The organism is Actinobacillus genomosp. 2 (genome assembly GCF_029773605.1).
Lineage (GTDB): Bacteria > Pseudomonadota > Gammaproteobacteria > Enterobacterales > Pasteurellaceae > Actinobacillus.
Map to the genome: position 1 here is coordinate 597,537 of NZ_CP103807.1, position 14,226 is coordinate 611,762.

Annotated in this window: 17 protein-coding genes; all 17 read left to right on the plus strand. The window is 42.0% G+C overall.

All coding sequences use genetic code 11. The annotated features are described in order from the left end of the window. Positions 1-24: 24 nt before the first annotated feature. The 17 genes from NYR60_RS02970 to NYR60_RS03050 all read left to right on the plus strand — a co-directional run bounded on the left by NYR60_RS02970 (position 25) and on the right by NYR60_RS03050 (position 14,224). A complete protein-coding gene (locus NYR60_RS02970) occupies positions 25-399 on the plus strand; it encodes a transcriptional regulator (RefSeq protein ID WP_279467672.1) in 375 nt (124 codons plus the stop codon). Beyond that, entirely contained in the window at positions 399-824 is a 426-nt protein-coding gene (locus tag NYR60_RS02975) for a gp436 family protein (protein WP_279467673.1), read from the plus strand. Before NYR60_RS02970 ends, NYR60_RS02975 begins: the two co-directional genes overlap by 1 nt. Then, on the plus strand, positions 821-1,459 hold the full coding sequence (locus NYR60_RS02980) for a DUF1834 family protein (protein WP_279467674.1): 639 nt from the start codon (positions 821-823) through the stop codon (positions 1,457-1,459). Before NYR60_RS02975 ends, NYR60_RS02980 begins: the two co-directional genes overlap by 4 nt. Further along, the gene (locus NYR60_RS02985; RefSeq protein ID WP_279467675.1) at positions 1,456-1,722 is read left to right on the plus strand and encodes a Gp49 family protein; all 267 of its coding nucleotides are present in this window, start codon (positions 1,456-1,458) and stop codon (positions 1,720-1,722) included. Before NYR60_RS02980 ends, NYR60_RS02985 begins: the two co-directional genes overlap by 4 nt. After that, a complete protein-coding gene (locus NYR60_RS02990) occupies positions 1,709-1,888 on the plus strand; it encodes a DUF2635 domain-containing protein (RefSeq protein ID WP_126374515.1) in 180 nt (59 codons plus the stop codon). Before NYR60_RS02985 ends, NYR60_RS02990 begins: the two co-directional genes overlap by 14 nt. Further along, positions 1,888-3,300 carry a phage tail sheath subtilisin-like domain-containing protein gene (locus tag NYR60_RS02995; RefSeq protein WP_279467676.1) on the plus strand — a complete coding sequence of 471 codons (1,413 nt, stop codon included), beginning with the start codon at positions 1,888-1,890 and terminating at the stop codon, positions 3,298-3,300. Before NYR60_RS02990 ends, NYR60_RS02995 begins: the two co-directional genes overlap by 1 nt. A 10-nt stretch (positions 3,301-3,310) precedes the next feature. Next, positions 3,311-3,685: a phage tail protein gene (locus NYR60_RS03000; protein WP_279467677.1), complete on the plus strand. Its 375-nt coding sequence runs from the start codon at positions 3,311-3,313 to the stop codon at positions 3,683-3,685. Next, entirely contained in the window at positions 3,685-4,050 is a 366-nt protein-coding gene (locus NYR60_RS03005) for a hypothetical protein (protein ID WP_279467678.1), read from the plus strand. The genes NYR60_RS03000 and NYR60_RS03005 overlap by 1 nt, the downstream gene beginning before the upstream one ends. A gap of 29 nt (positions 4,051-4,079) precedes the next feature. After that, positions 4,080-4,271 (plus strand): hypothetical protein, encoded by a 192-nt coding sequence (locus NYR60_RS03010; RefSeq protein ID WP_279467679.1) that lies wholly within the window; start codon positions 4,080-4,082, stop codon positions 4,269-4,271. A 53-nt stretch (positions 4,272-4,324) separates the two neighbouring features. Beyond that, positions 4,325-6,499, plus strand: coding sequence for a phage tail tape measure protein (locus NYR60_RS03015; RefSeq protein ID WP_279467680.1), 2,175 nt, complete (start codon positions 4,325-4,327; stop codon positions 6,497-6,499). Then, a complete protein-coding gene (locus tag NYR60_RS03020) occupies positions 6,499-7,791 on the plus strand; it encodes a DNA circularization protein (protein ID WP_279467681.1) in 1,293 nt (430 codons plus the stop codon). Before NYR60_RS03015 ends, NYR60_RS03020 begins: the two co-directional genes overlap by 1 nt. Positions 7,792-7,794: 3 nt before the next feature. Next, positions 7,795-8,967, plus strand: coding sequence for a phage baseplate assembly protein (locus NYR60_RS03025; RefSeq protein WP_279467682.1), 1,173 nt, complete (start codon positions 7,795-7,797; stop codon positions 8,965-8,967). Beyond that, positions 8,964-9,626: a phage baseplate assembly protein V gene (locus tag NYR60_RS03030; protein ID WP_279467683.1), complete on the plus strand. Its 663-nt coding sequence runs from the start codon at positions 8,964-8,966 to the stop codon at positions 9,624-9,626. The genes NYR60_RS03025 and NYR60_RS03030 overlap by 4 nt, the downstream gene beginning before the upstream one ends. Positions 9,627-9,724: 98 nt before the next feature. Next, entirely contained in the window at positions 9,725-10,075 is a 351-nt protein-coding gene (locus NYR60_RS03035; RefSeq protein WP_279467684.1) for a phage GP46 family protein, read from the plus strand. Positions 10,076-10,086: 11 nt separating this feature from the next. Continuing rightward, a complete protein-coding gene (locus tag NYR60_RS03040; RefSeq protein ID WP_279467685.1) occupies positions 10,087-11,148 on the plus strand; it encodes a baseplate J/gp47 family protein in 1,062 nt (353 codons plus the stop codon). Further along, on the plus strand, positions 11,148-11,714 hold the full coding sequence (locus NYR60_RS03045; RefSeq protein WP_279467686.1) for a putative phage tail protein: 567 nt from the start codon (positions 11,148-11,150) through the stop codon (positions 11,712-11,714). The genes NYR60_RS03040 and NYR60_RS03045 overlap by 1 nt, the downstream gene beginning before the upstream one ends. After that, on the plus strand, positions 11,711-14,224 hold the full coding sequence (locus NYR60_RS03050) for a gp53-like domain-containing protein (RefSeq protein ID WP_279467687.1): 2,514 nt from the start codon (positions 11,711-11,713) through the stop codon (positions 14,222-14,224). Before NYR60_RS03045 ends, NYR60_RS03050 begins: the two co-directional genes overlap by 4 nt. Positions 14,225-14,226 lie beyond the last annotated feature (2 nt).

Consider the following 14,226-nt stretch of genomic DNA (forward strand, 5'->3'; position numbering starts at 1 on the left):
ACGCCCTTGTAAGAGGTAAAGACAATGGCTAAAAAGAATCCAAAAGCAGATGAAACCAAAAATACAGCGGGGGACGCGTTACCAACCGATAATGCTGATTCAGCTAAAACAAGCGAAGCAGACGGCACAACGGAAATGGATGAGCTACAAGATACTAAAAGCTCAAAAGATGAAACTGATTCGGATTTATTAAAAGGTGCTGAAATCATTGAGCCGATTGCTTTTCAGATTAAATTGAAAGCTATTCACCCACAGGATACTTACGGTCGCTGCGGTTATCGTTTTAATAAAAATGAAGCGTTAGAAATCTCTCGTGATGCTTTAACCGGTGAGCAGATTATCACACTATCCCAAGACCCTTATTTAGAATTTGTGCCAGTGGTTGAGGGTAATGCCTAATGTATGCGTTGGTTGATGATTTCGTGCAACGAATTGGTGAAGATGAAGCGATGCAACTCACTGACCGTGATCGCAATGGGGTTGTTGATGAATCTTTATTGCAAGTAGCATTAGATGATTCATCTAGCCAAATCGACGGTTATTTAGCTGGGCGTTATAAATTACCTTTGATGACTGTACCTCAAAATTTGGTACGTATTTGCTGTGATTTAGCTCGTTATCACTTAACCAGCAAATCTTTCGTAACAATGACGGAAGAGGTAGAAAACCGCTATAAGCTTTGTCTTAAAGAATTAGAGAATATCTCTAAAGGTGTGATCTCTTTGAGCCTAGATTCCGCCTCTGAGGCGGAATCAGCAGACGGAGAAAACACGGTTCAATTTTTTAATGGCGGTGAACGTATTTTCGGACGAACAAGTCGATGATTAGCAAAATTGAAAAGGCTTTGATTGAGCGACTAACACTAGGTCTAGGCAAAATGGTTTATTCCGTTGGCAGTTATGCCGGCGAAATAAACGATGAACAGTTAGATGTTCGCCGCTTGCCGGCTTGTCTTGTGTCTTATGGCGGTTCGGCATTTGATGCAAAAGCTATGGGTGCTAGAGGCAAACGTTATCAAACTACAGACGTATTTGTCGTATTGGTAATGACTCGTTCTGTCCGAAATCAAACCGCCGGACGCTTAGGTGGTGTGACTGACCGAGAGGTTGGTGTTAATCAGTTATTAAGTGCAGTAAAAACTTTACTTATTAACCAAACACTAGGGGGATTGACCCTCCCAATACAGCCGAAAAGAATCCGTGCTATTTGGAATAATGCGGAAGTTAAAAAAGAAAAGCTCTCGGCGTATGCCTTTGAGTTTGAAATCAGTTATAACGAATGCAATGTGCTTGATGACGGTAGATTCCCAGAAGGTGTTGTGGAAGATGAACAGAAGTTTAAGCAGTATCAAGGCAAGTTAGATGAACCGCAAGGCAATTTATCAGGCTTTAATAATCGGATTTTTGATCCAAATAATAATGCAACCACTGAAGTAATGGTGGTTATGGAGGATGAATGACAAATAAACTCACAATCGAACACATCCAAAATGTAATCGTTGATGAAGAATATATTTTTAATGGCACATTAACAATCTGTATTTTAACTCTTAAAAATGGATTTAAGGTAATCGGTGAAAGTACTTGTCTAAACGCTGACAATTATAACGAAGAGATTGGTAAGGATATTGCTCATATTAATGCTGCATCAAAGATTTGGGATCTTGAAGGCTATTTATTAACCCAGAAACGCTATGAGGAACAGAAAAATGCTAAAGGTTAAAGCTGCTAAAGGTGTGCGTGTACCTATTGAAAATCGACCGCATAACTACATTGAACAAGATGTAGTGGAGGTAGAAAACACGCTTTACTACCAACGTCGTATTGCAGATGGTGATTTATTGGTTGTGAAAGAAACTAAAGTTGCCAAAGAAACAGGGAGCAAATAATGTCTAAAATTGAATTTGATAAAATCCCAAATAGCATTCGTAAGCCAAGCGTGCTGACGGAATATAACAATAAAGATGCGGTAACAACTTTACCGACAAATGAACAAGAAGTATTGATTGTTGCACCGATGACTGGTGGCGACACCGCATTTACTGCACCTCAAAAAGTTTTTAGTGACGTTGAAGCGGAAGCGTTATTCGGTAAAGGTTCAATCGCTCATTTGATGGTTCGTCAGGCAATCCAAAATAATCCGTTAATCCGTTTAACGGTGGTAGGTTTAAAAGACCATGATTCGGGCATTGCAGCAACGGGTCAAGTAACTTTTACCGGTACGGTAACTTATGCCGGCGTGGTGCGTATTACGATTTCCGGTACAGCATACGAAGTGGCGGCAGCAAAAGGCGAAGAAGCTCAAGCGATTGTGGCTCGTTTAGTGAATGTTATTAATGGCGCAAGTTATAGTCCTGTGGTGGCAAGTGTTGATAGCGATACTACGCTTAAACTTACGGCTAAAGCTAAAGGTGAAATTGGTAATGACATCACGCTTTCAACTCGTAATACGGCAACAGGCTTAACACTTGAAACAACTGCATTTGCAAACGGTCAGCGTAATGCGCAGATTGCACCGGCACTGGCAAGTGTAGCCGGTACACATTACAACGTGATTATTTCGCCGTTCTCTGATGATGAAAATGCACTTGCATTACGTAATCATTTAGAAGCAGTATCTGCTCCGATTGAGGATAAACCAGCTATCGGCGTAATGGGCTGGCGTGGTAGTTATGCGACAGGCACAACATTAACGTCTCAGCTCAACAGCGAACGTATTATTGTGGGTTGGTATAAAGGCTCAGTAGAATCTAATGCAATGATTGCCGCTGGTCTAGGTGCAGTTATCGCAGGCGAAGAAGACCCTGCACGTCCACTTAACACCCTTGAGATTAAAGGCTTAACTGTGGTGGATGACTCGCAAAAGCCGTTATTTACGGAAGTGAACCAAGCCTTGTATCACGGTTTAAGCCCGATTGAAGTGGTGGCAAGCCGTGTACAGATTACCCGTGCGATTACTACATACACCAAAAACGCTACCAATACTGACGACCCGAGCTATTTGGATTTAACCACGATTCGTACGCTTGATTATGTGCGTAAGGCAATCCAAACCCGTCAGCGCTTGCGTTTTCCTCGTGCGAAGAACTCGCCTCGTATTGTGGCAAAAGTGCGTTCGGAAATTTTGGATGTGCTTTACCAGCTCGAAGGAGAAGAAGTGATTGAAAACGTGGATGCGTGGAAAAATCGCTTATTGGTGGTGCGTAATGCTCAAGACCCGACTTACTTGGATTTAGAAATCCCTGCAGATGTGGTTAATGGCTTACACGTTATCCGCAACAAAATTACATTAATTTTATAGGGGGTATTAGATGTCGATTGTTTATGAAGGCTCGTGCGTGCTTGAGGTGGACGGCGTTGAAATTGAAATTACTAAGCTTGATGTAAAAACTGTAACTGGTCGCAAGTTGGTAAAAACAATGAATAGTTCGGGGCGTGCAAGAGGTTATGCTCAAGGTATTGAAGAGCATACCATTTCAGTGACCGCCGTTGAGCCGCAAGACGGTACTTATATTGATTGGGCGAATATAAAAAATGCGAAATTAACCCGTTATCCGCTTAATAATGCAGAAAAACGCACGTCTTACTTGGGCTGTTTCAGTACGGATGTGAGCGAGTCTTACACTGTTGATGGTGAATCGGTGCGTGATATTCAGCTCAACGCATTGCGTAAGGTACAAGAATAATGAAAGTTACCCTACTTGGTTTTGAACATAACGGCGTAATCTATCGTGATTGCACGGTGCGACTGCTGACAATGGGCGGTCAATGCACCGCTCAAGAAATGGTGGCTGATTTAGGGCTTGATGAAAACTCGGAAGCTTTATCAAAGCGTGAGCAAACTTTGGTGGATATGGCTTATCTTTCTCAGCAAGTGAGCTTTGATGGCTTGGATAAAGAGACAATTACCCCTCAATTTTTGTTTGATAACCTTGCCGCTGATGACTACTGGACGTTGATTGAGGCAACGCTGGAGCTGCGAAAAAAGCGGTTAGAAAATGGGGAGAGCCAAAGCGAGAGCGAAAGCCCGGTAAATCCCGATTTTGCGTAGCGGAAGCCTTTAAGCAGTACCGACAAGCGGTGATTTTGCTCTCAAAATTTGCAATCACCGCCGAGCAAGTGTGGCAAATGCCGTTGCTTGAGGTATTTGCGTGGATTGAGAGCTACTTAGAGAGCGAGGGCGTAAAAACACCACAAAGCCCAGCAGGCGTAAACAATGTAGAAGTTAAGCACGAAAGCTATGTGTTTACTCGACGTGGCAAGATTAAATAGGGGCGAAAGCCCCTTTTTTATAGGTTTAAAACAAGTTTAAAGAGACTTTAAAAATGGCAAAAAATATGAAAGTGCAACTGGAATTAACGGCAAAAGATACAGCCTCCCCAGTTTTAAACCAAGCAGCCAAAACTGCAGAAAAAGCCTTTAAAGATACCGAACGTGCAGCACAGCGAAGCGGTAATGCACAATCACAAGCGGCACAACAGGCAGCTAACGCTACTCAAGCAGCAAACAAGAAAATTGAGCAAAGTTACCGTAATGCTCGTAAGGTTGCGGCAGATGTTGCTTCTGCCCGTGAAACTTTAGGGATACGTTCGGAAAATGCGATTCAGCGTGAAATTGAGCAGACTCGTGCGGCTTACGACCGTTTAAAGCGTTCGGGGATTGCTTCTCAAAATGAGTTACGCCGAGCGTCAGAAGCTACTAAACAGCGTGTAAAAGAATTAAATGCTGAGTTAGGAAAAACTAGCTTTGGGGATAAAGCGGCAGGTTTAGGGCGAGGCGCAATGAACGTCGGCGTAGGACTTGCGGCTGGTGTAGCAATGACTCGTCAGCCTGCAAGAAATCAGATGGAATTTGACCGACAATTAGCAATGGCATCAAACACAGCCTTTTCTGACCGTGATGTTAAAGGACGTATTGAAGGAAAAAGAGAACTATTAGCTGCAGTGCAAGAGGCGGTTAAAGTTGGTGGTGGTACAAAAGAAGATGCGTTGGTGACACTCGATACACTAATCGCCTCAGGTACAATGAAAGCAGAAACCGCAATGAATCTATTACCTACATTGCAGAAAGGGGCGGTAGCAACAGGTTCAAATTCAGAAGATATGGCTAAGATCGCTATTTCAGCCATGCAGCAGTTTGGGATTAAAGAGCAAGATGTGGGGAGAGTGCTAGATATGGCTGTGGCTGCAGGGCAAGCCGGCAACTTTGAGCTTAAAGATATGGCTAGTTGGTTACCACAGCAGATGGCAGCTGCTAAATCTATTGGCTTACAAGGCATTGATGGATTTGAAACCTTACTTGTAGCTAATCAGCAAGCCCGAGTTACAGCCGGTACAAGCGACGAAGCCGGTAATAACCTTGTAAATTTATTGGCAAAAATCACCTCGACTGAAACAAAGAAGCGGTTAGAAGATTTGGAATATGTCGATAGTAAAGGGAAAGTCAAATCTATTAATTATATGAAATCAATGGAGCATTACAAAGGCAAAGGGCAAGATTCGTTGCAGGCGTTTATGTCAGTTATGGAAGATACAGTGGTCAATAACGATCAGTATAAGAATTTGCAGCAACGTTTGAAAACTGCTAAAGATGAGGAAGCACAGCAGTTATTAAAACAGATGACGGACTTAATTGAAGCCTCTGCGATTGGAGAGGTTATTTCAGACCGTCAGGCGTTAATGGCTTTAGTCGCTATCCGAAATAATAAAGAGCTAGGTAACAGCGTGCGTGCGGATGTACAAAGTAGCGAGGGAGCTGTTGAAAAATCCCACGCTGTTATTCGTGATACTAATTCGCATAAGGTTGAAGCATTAAAGAATGCGACCGAATTTGCCCAAATGGAGAATTTTGAGAAAGTAAATGGCGTATTAGGTACTTTAGCGGAATACTTAACTAATTATGCTAACCAATATCCTAATTTAACCCAGTTTGTTAGTGGTGCGACAGATGCCGTTAAAATCTTTGGAGCTGCTCTTGCCGCCTCTAGTGTGCTTGATTTATTAACCGGTGGCAAAGCTAAAAGTGGCGTATTAAGTAAAGTTGCTGATGTGGCAACCGGTGGTATCAGCGGGAGTGCTGTTAAAGGTACTGGTGGTGCAGGCTTTTGGTCAAAGCTAGGTATTGTTGGATTCGGATTATCGCCAACTGAAGCGAATAAAGGCGAGCAAGAAGCCATTGATAAAAGGTTTGCTGATATGAAAGCGAAAGGCAATTATCCATCACCTAAAAATATTCAGCCTAATGCTCAAAGCTCTATCTTGTGGAGTTTACCAAATGTTATCGGCACTTTAAAACCTAAAGTCGAGGCAACATCGCAAGTATTATCAAACTATCAAGCAGATTTTCAAGCCTTTGGTGATACGATTTCGGCAGGGCTACAAGCCGGACTTGCCTCACAATCTCACACTATTGCAAATCAAATCACGGTGGAGCTAGACGGTTCGGTGGTGGCAGAAAAAGTGTCTGAGTATCAATTTAATTTTAACAAAAGGATGGCGTAATGAGTGGTTGGACAATGCCTATTCAACAGGCAAGTTTTAAAGGTGTTGAATTTGATGTGATTGCTGTTGATGATAGTTTTGAACGTTCTGTAATTGAGCACGCTTATCCTTTTGTGAATGGAGCTGACCTTGAGGATATGGGGCTGAATACGCAAACTATTAGACTACAAGCGGTCTTCTTTGGTTCAACATATTACACTAGCTATATCCGATTGCTCTCAATCTTACAGCAAAAAGGTGCTGACGTTTTAGTGCATCCGATTCGTGGGCGTATGCCGAATATGACGCTTGTGTCCGCTAATTTACGTACTGATTCAGAAAATATTAATTATGTTGCATTGGATTTAACTTTTAAAGAGTCCACAGAAATGCAACCGATTTTCGTTTTCGAAGACTCCCTAATCTCTAAAATAGACAAATTGCTACTAGATACCGAACGCTTGTTTGATGATGGTATGACATTTTGGAATAGCATTGCTGCTTTTGATATTAAATCTCGCTTACTAGGGCTTTGGGGAGCTTTATTTGCCTCATTCGAAGCTGTGCGTAGCTTATTTGATTTAGACAAAAAGAAATACAGTATTGCCTCATCAACCTCACAACGCACTTATTTAAAAGACGGCTCGGGAGCATTACACCAGTTAAAAGAAATGGTGGATAGTGGTATTCAGGGGCGTGCCGATTTAACTACGTTGTCGTTAAAATCGCAATTGCTCAATATTACTGATGCAGTAGATAACACTCAAGCAATTGTAAGTAAAGTGGCTAAAGATGAAGGCTTTAACCGCTCGAAAACGGTAAAATTACTTGGCTCTGATGTAGTTGAACTTGGGATTATGCTTGACTTAATTGCTACAACGAAACTCACAAAAGTCTTAACCGAGTTGGTCGAAGATAATGAAGATGATCTTGTAATTAGTGATTTAGAGCTAATCAATCAAGTTGTGCGTGAGCATTGGCTAAGTATTGTTAATAAACTACGAGAACAGCAAAAGCATACACAAAAAGGCGTACTCAGCGATAAAACAAAAGCTATCTACGAAACCGCTGAAAAGCTGATTAATAATATCCGAAATGTCGCACATCAATTTACTGCACTTATCCTAGCGGTAATTAACAAAAAGCCACCATTGACGGTAAAAATTGTACAAGAAAGTGGGACGATACATAAAGTGGCACATTATTTTTATGGTAATTACGAGCGTGCAGATGAATTATTACATCTTAACCCACAAATTCGACAACCGAATTTTATTGAGCGTGGCACATTGTTAAATTGTTATTCGGAGTAGGCAATGTTTGAGAATGAGATTATGGTGGAGATTGATGGCTCTCAGCATAAAAACTGGAAAAGCTATGATATTGACAGTGATTTTTTAATTCCTGCTGATAGCTTTAATTTTGAGTTGGGTAAATCCAGCAATTTAGAGGTGTTACCCAATTATTCAGGCAAAACGGCAGTAGTTAAAATCAATGGTGAAACGGTACTTACCGGCATTGTAGATACTACACACCACACTATTAACAAAAGCGGGCGTGGCTTTAGCCTGAATGGGCGTGATAAAGCCTCTATTTTGGTGGATTGCTCTGCCCCGATTACCAATGTGCAAGGCTTGTCTTTGCTTGATGCTGTCAAGAAAATCGTTAATCCGCTTGGGATTAAAGAGGTACAACTGAAAGCCGAGAAAAATCCGACTTTAAGTAAGGTGGATATTGATGTGGGCGAATCAGCGTGGGAAGCCATTATGCGATGTGCTAACTCCGCCGGCTTGCATTGTTGGTTTGACCCTAAAGGGGTGTTGATTGTGGGCGGAGCAGATTATGCTCAACCACCGGTAGCAACGCTCTATTGTGTTAAAGAATCGGGCGACACCCGTAAAAATAACTTTGTTGACGCCACACTTTCTTACGATGTATCGCAAAGTTATTCGGAGGTTACATTTTTAGCTCAAAAACACGGACAAGAGTCAGATAATGCTAAGCACGATTTCAAATGGGTTTATAAAAATCCTGAAATGGGGTTCTATAAGCCTAAAACCATTGTGCTAGGCGATGTTGAGAATCTTGATGCTTTGATGAAACAGGCAAAAAAGCAAGTATCTGATTGGCAGTTGGAGTCGTTTAACCTCACCATTATTGTGCCTGACCACAAAACGCAAAACGGCACGCTTTGGCAAGCTGGACAACGAGTCCACGTAGTTTGTGAAGAATATGATTTAGATGGTATTTTCTTTTTAATAGGGAGACGTTTTCGGCTCTCTCGCACTGGAGGTACAACCACCGAGTTGCGATTAAAGTTAGATGGCGTATGGACTCCAGACGCTTATCAAGCCAAAGCAGCTGAAGCTCGGAAGCGTAAAGGTAGAAAAGGCGATAAAGCCTCAAAAGATAAAACCAAAAAAACTAAGAAAGGACGTAAGAAGAAAGAGTCTATTGAACGAGTCGGGTCATGGGAGTTAGGAAAATGATGTATAAATTGGCAAAGCAGACTAAAGAAGTCGCTAAAAATGTTCAGAGTGGAGTACGATCTGCATTTCGTGGTGTATTGAATTTAGTTAAAAGTAGTAGTGATATTCAGCAAGTACAAGTTTCCGGTTTGGCTGACGAAACTATTCAAGATGTAGAGTTTATGCAACATTTTGGCTTTACCTCAGTACCACCAGCAGGTACACAGGTGGTTGTTATTCCACTTGGTGGCAAAACTACGCACGGCATTGTTGTTGCAACCGAAAATGGCTCTTTTAGAGTTAAGAATTTAAAAGGTGGCGAAACAGCTATTTACGATTCGAGCGGCTCAACCATCATTTTAAAAAATGGACGGGTCATAGATGTTGAGTGCGATAAATTTAATGTTAATTGCAAACAATATAATGTAACCGCAACAGAGAGTACCAATTTTCATACGCCAAAATTAGAGACTGACCAGCAATTTGTCGCACAAGGTAAAATGAGTGCTAATGGTGGCTTAGCCGTACAAGGTGGAGATGGTGCTAGCTTTACTGGTTCTGTTGTCCAAATAGGAGGTGATTTTATTACTGACGGCGATGTCAATGCTAACGGCACATCACTCCGCTCTCACTCACATAATGAACAAGGCGACGGTAAACCAACATCTCAGCCAATTTAATCTTATAAGCGGTTGATTTTATAAAACTAATTGACCGCTTACCTCTTGTTGAACTCCCTCCCCCTCAATCCTTATTTAAATCTCTGTAACATAGCAATATGGACAGAGAAATCAGCCCGCTCACTCGGGACTATACAAGTGAAAAAATAGATACACTCCAAAATGCTGTGTATATCAGATTAACAACCCCAAAAGGCTCGTGGTGGGCAGATGGGCGTGTAGGTTCTCTGCTCCATCTTATTCAAAGAGAAAAAGATTTAAGCCGCGTGGGTTTATTAGCCCAACAATATGCCGAAGAAGCTTTACAGCCCATTCTTGACGATGGGCGAGCTAAAAGCATTATTGTTACTCACGACCAACCTCAAGATGGTTCGTTAAATCTTTTTATCTCCATTACTGATAATCGTGGGGTTAAATTTGAATTTAAACACCCAGTAAAACTAATTTAAGTGGTTTTAAAATGTATCAAATTCCAACGCTTGAGGATGTGCGAAGTGAAATCCTACGAGACATTCAATCATTAGAACCTACAGCAGATATTACAGTGGACTCGGACTATTACGTCCGAGCATCTGCTTTAGCAAGTTGTGCTATCGGCTTATATGCTCATCAAAACTGGATTGTACGCCAGTATTTCCCGGACACCGCAGACTCAGAATACTTAGAAATGCACGCTAAATTGCGGAATATCTACCGCAAAAATGCCACTTATGCGAGTGGCTCGCTAAAAGTATTTGGCACAGTTGGTGCGGTAATTCAAGAAGGCTTGCAGATTAAATACGGCGAGCGTTTTTATGTGACTAAAACAGCAAGTGTTATTGGTGATGATGGCTCTGCCACTGTGCGAGTAATTGCAATGGCAACAGGAGCTTTAAGCAATGTTAAGTCAGAAAGTAAAGCACAACTGACCGCCGCCCCTGTTGGCGTATCAAGCGATTGCTTGTTATTGCCCGATGTAACAGGTGGAACGGAAGTGGAAAGTGATGCAGCTTTATTAGCTCGATTATTAGAGCGTATTCGCCGCCCACCGTCTGGCGGAAATAAAAATGACTTCAGGCAATGGGCTGAAAGCGTTGATGGTGTTACCTCGGCATTTATTTACCCTTTAAGACGTGGCGAAGGTACGGTAGATATTGCCATTACCTCCGGCGATACCGTGCCAAGTGATGAAATTGTACAGACAACACAATCCTATATTGATGAAGTCCGCCCTGTGACGGCTAAGTCGGTTTATGTGCTTAAACCTGTTGAAAAACAGGTGAATTTTGAAATTAAAGTCCAACTTGATTCAGATACAACACTTGAGTCGGTAAACGTAGAAATCAAAAATGCTCTAGCAAATTACTTTTTATCCCTCAAACCGGCAGACACTTTAATTATCTCACAGGTTGAGGCAGTAATTAGTGATTTAGTCGGTGTGGTAGATCGTGAAATTGTGCAGCCTACCCGAAACCAAACGATTGATGCCTACCGTGAAATGGGTTGGTTTAAATTAGGCAATGTGCGTGTGGAGTTAATGTAATGGTTACAATTAACTCTAAGCACGGTAAAGCATTGAGCGGTTTATTACCACCGGTGTCGTATGACCCAAACGGCAGATGGTTAGCATTATCTCTCGAGGTTGAAGGACGTGAGCTAGATCGCATTGATGCAAGAGCCAAGACTTTAACTGATGCCGTTGATGTATCAAGCGGCATTTTTATCGACGACTGGGAGCGAGTTTGTGGCTTAACGGCAAATAGCTTATTGCCCATTGAAACTCGAATTGAACGAGTGATTGCAAAGTTGAATCAGCTTGGAGGGCTGTCGATTGGGTACTTGATGGCACAAGCGAAAGCATTAGGTTATGAGTTTAAAATCCACGAGCCCGAACCGTTTAGATGTGGCATTAACCGTTGTGGCGACAGGCTTTGGGATAAAGATTTCATCTGGATGTTTTTTATTGATTTTAACCGAGCAGAAAACACCGATCCTTATTTGCCAGCACCGGTTATTAACACGCCGGAAACATTAAAACTCTTATTAGATGAAATTAAACCTGCATTTACCCGATATTGGGTAAGAGATTTTACCGGATGGAATAAATGAGACAAAAAATGAATCCGATTGCGACTGATAACGGTCGCTTTAAAGATGGCAACCCTGCAACCGGCGAATATGGCACAGTTGTGACTGCTGAACATATGAATAACGTGCAAGATGCTGTACGTACAAACCAAGGCGAAATCTTAACCGTTTTAAAAGAGGCAGGCATTGAGCCCAATGAAACAGATGAAACACAACTGTGGCAAGCGCTGCAGGTTATTTCCGGACAAGTTGAATCTATTGATGCTTTACGCCAATTTGAGCCAGTAAGAGATCGCCAAATTGCTTATGTAAAAGGATACTATGCCGGCACGAATATCGGCGGAGGGGAGTTTTATGCGGATTTTACCGATAAAACGACCGCTGATAATGGTGGCACGGTGATTGTAACCGAGGAGGGGTTGCGTTGGAAAAGAATTTACCAACAAATCACTCCTTTTGATTTTGGTGCAAAGAGTGAAGGACATAATGATGAACAAGCTTTTTCTCTACTTGAATCTGCAATTATATCAAATGAGGTTGTCGATTTATGCGGGAAAACTTTCGTTATTGATGTAAAAAAAGAGAAATACAAATATTCCAATGGATATTTTTATTTTAAGGGTTTGAACGGTTTGTCTACCTACGAAGCACCATATGGCTTATTAAAAACTGGCAACGGCATTGTCAGAATTAATGGCGGTGAAAAATTTGGGAATGATTACAAAAAGGAGATTGATCCTTTTAACTTGCCCGAAACCGTCGTCGCAATCGGCGGCGGTGCATTATCAAATTGTACGGGTGCCGGTCAGACGATTGCCATCGGCAGTAATGCGTTGAATAGAGCGAAGAAGAGTTATACAAATATTGCGATTGGCGAGAGTACGCTCGAATACTTACAGTCAAGCGGAAGCGTATACGGTACTGGCGGGGGTGGTTCAAGAAACGTCGCTATTGGCGGCAACGCGTTACAATTTTTAGAAGACGGCGTGAGAAATATCGCCATCGGTAGAAATACCGGTTGTGGAGTATCAAAAGCATGGGATTCTGTCCTTATCGGTGCGAGTGCAATGGGAGGTGTAAACGTAAACGGCTGGCATCCTAATGTTGAAAGTCAATTAGGTAACAAACAAGTTGACGCTAAAGTTGTTGCAATTGGTGCAAGTGCTTTGCATCATTTTAATGGCAATTTTGCTGTCGCAATTGGTCATCAGAGTGGACAGAATCTAAAAGTTGGTAATGCCAATACCCTAGTAGGCTACCGAACCGGTAGTAACTTGGAAAGTGAGGTTGGTTGGGATGGCTATCAACGAACCATTTATGGTGGTAATGACGGACAAAAAGTTAATTACCATAAACATGGCAATCACATTACAGTGACCATTGAGGGGCATCAATGCGTAGTCGGCGGTAGTGCGAACATTCGATGGGATACGGGACCTGCATTTCCGCAGCCGGCTCATTGGCACGCTTGGAGGCAGGAGGTATTATCAGTTACGAACAACACGGTGACATTCTATTGCCCCTACAACGGGGACGGAGAGGGAACTGCAACGATATTCTGGAGCTTATCGAAAGAACTCAATAATAATATATCTCAGCACAATACAATTATTGGACACTTAGCCGCTTACGATGTGGGAATGGCAAAAGAATCGACAATTGTTGGCAGTATGTCTGTCCAAGCGAAAGCGAATTTGTCTAATAGTGTCATTCTTGGAGCGAGAAATTTGACCAAAGCAACAGAAGTGAACCACTCCATTGTTATTGGTCACGGTATCGAACAAGAAGCGTCTGATTATAATTATAAGTTAGATATCGGTAATACGATTACGGGAGATTTGCTTAAACAAAGAGTAGGCATTAATTTAAAGAATAACCCTCCTTTAGCACCGCTCCATATCAGAAATAAAATAGATAACGGCAATGGACGGACAAATGAAGTAGATGGCTTACTGGTTGAAAGCTCGGCGAGTGCAACCGTTCATATCGATGGTAAAAATACAGCAAATCTTGATTTTGTAAATGTTGGCGTAGTTAAAGGCGGTTTACGCTACAGCTTTAGTGGCGAATTATTAACTATGTTGGTGGGAGGCGTAGCGAGCTGGCGATTTAACGAAGACCATGTGATGTATCCGGATGTAGACCTCCGAAATAGGATAGGTTCAGCGACAAGAAGGCTCAAAGAGGTATTTGTTGAAACTCCAACGAAAGAAGATGATAGTGATAAGGTTGCAACCACGAAATGGGTTAAGAGCCTATTTTCACAGAAGCTCACTACCAACAATGGTTGGAGTATAAATGCAAATGGCGAGATTGAACAATGGGGTACTATCGAAATGCCTCAAGGCAGTAATACGGTCACTATTAATTTTCCGATTGCTTTTAACGAATGTTTTTTCGTCATCCCTATCGACATGTCGAATACAGGTGATGTGGTGGGGATGAGTGTCGCATCTAAATCAACAACTAAAGCGGTTATTCAAGGCACAAAGTATGCCGGTACAATTCAATGGTTTGCAAAAGGGAGATAATA

Bases quoted from the DNA above. Each gene is read 5' to 3' on its own strand.
- NYR60_RS02970 (WP_279467672.1), top strand. From the start codon at position 25: ATGGCTAAAAAGAATCCAAAAGCAGATGAAACCAAAAATACAGCGGGG.
- NYR60_RS02975 (WP_279467673.1), top strand. From the start codon at position 399: ATGTATGCGTTGGTTGATGATTTCGTGCAACGAATTGGTGAAGATGAA.
- NYR60_RS02980 (WP_279467674.1), top strand. From the start codon at position 821: ATGATTAGCAAAATTGAAAAGGCTTTGATTGAGCGACTAACACTAGGT.
- NYR60_RS02985 (WP_279467675.1), top strand. From the start codon at position 1,456: ATGACAAATAAACTCACAATCGAACACATCCAAAATGTAATCGTTGAT.
- NYR60_RS02990 (WP_126374515.1), top strand. From the start codon at position 1,709: ATGCTAAAGGTTAAAGCTGCTAAAGGTGTGCGTGTACCTATTGAAAAT.
- NYR60_RS02995 (WP_279467676.1), top strand. From the start codon at position 1,888: ATGTCTAAAATTGAATTTGATAAAATCCCAAATAGCATTCGTAAGCCA.
- NYR60_RS03000 (WP_279467677.1), top strand. From the start codon at position 3,311: ATGTCGATTGTTTATGAAGGCTCGTGCGTGCTTGAGGTGGACGGCGTT.
- NYR60_RS03005 (WP_279467678.1), top strand. From the start codon at position 3,685: ATGAAAGTTACCCTACTTGGTTTTGAACATAACGGCGTAATCTATCGT.
- NYR60_RS03015 (WP_279467680.1), top strand. From the start codon at position 4,325: ATGGCAAAAAATATGAAAGTGCAACTGGAATTAACGGCAAAAGATACA.
- NYR60_RS03020 (WP_279467681.1), top strand. From the start codon at position 6,499: ATGAGTGGTTGGACAATGCCTATTCAACAGGCAAGTTTTAAAGGTGTT.
- NYR60_RS03025 (WP_279467682.1), top strand. From the start codon at position 7,795: ATGTTTGAGAATGAGATTATGGTGGAGATTGATGGCTCTCAGCATAAA.
- NYR60_RS03030 (WP_279467683.1), top strand. From the start codon at position 8,964: ATGATGTATAAATTGGCAAAGCAGACTAAAGAAGTCGCTAAAAATGTT.
- NYR60_RS03035 (WP_279467684.1), top strand. From the start codon at position 9,725: ATGGACAGAGAAATCAGCCCGCTCACTCGGGACTATACAAGTGAAAAA.
- NYR60_RS03040 (WP_279467685.1), top strand. From the start codon at position 10,087: ATGTATCAAATTCCAACGCTTGAGGATGTGCGAAGTGAAATCCTACGA.
- NYR60_RS03045 (WP_279467686.1), top strand. From the start codon at position 11,148: ATGGTTACAATTAACTCTAAGCACGGTAAAGCATTGAGCGGTTTATTA.
- NYR60_RS03050 (WP_279467687.1), top strand. From the start codon at position 11,711: ATGAGACAAAAAATGAATCCGATTGCGACTGATAACGGTCGCTTTAAA.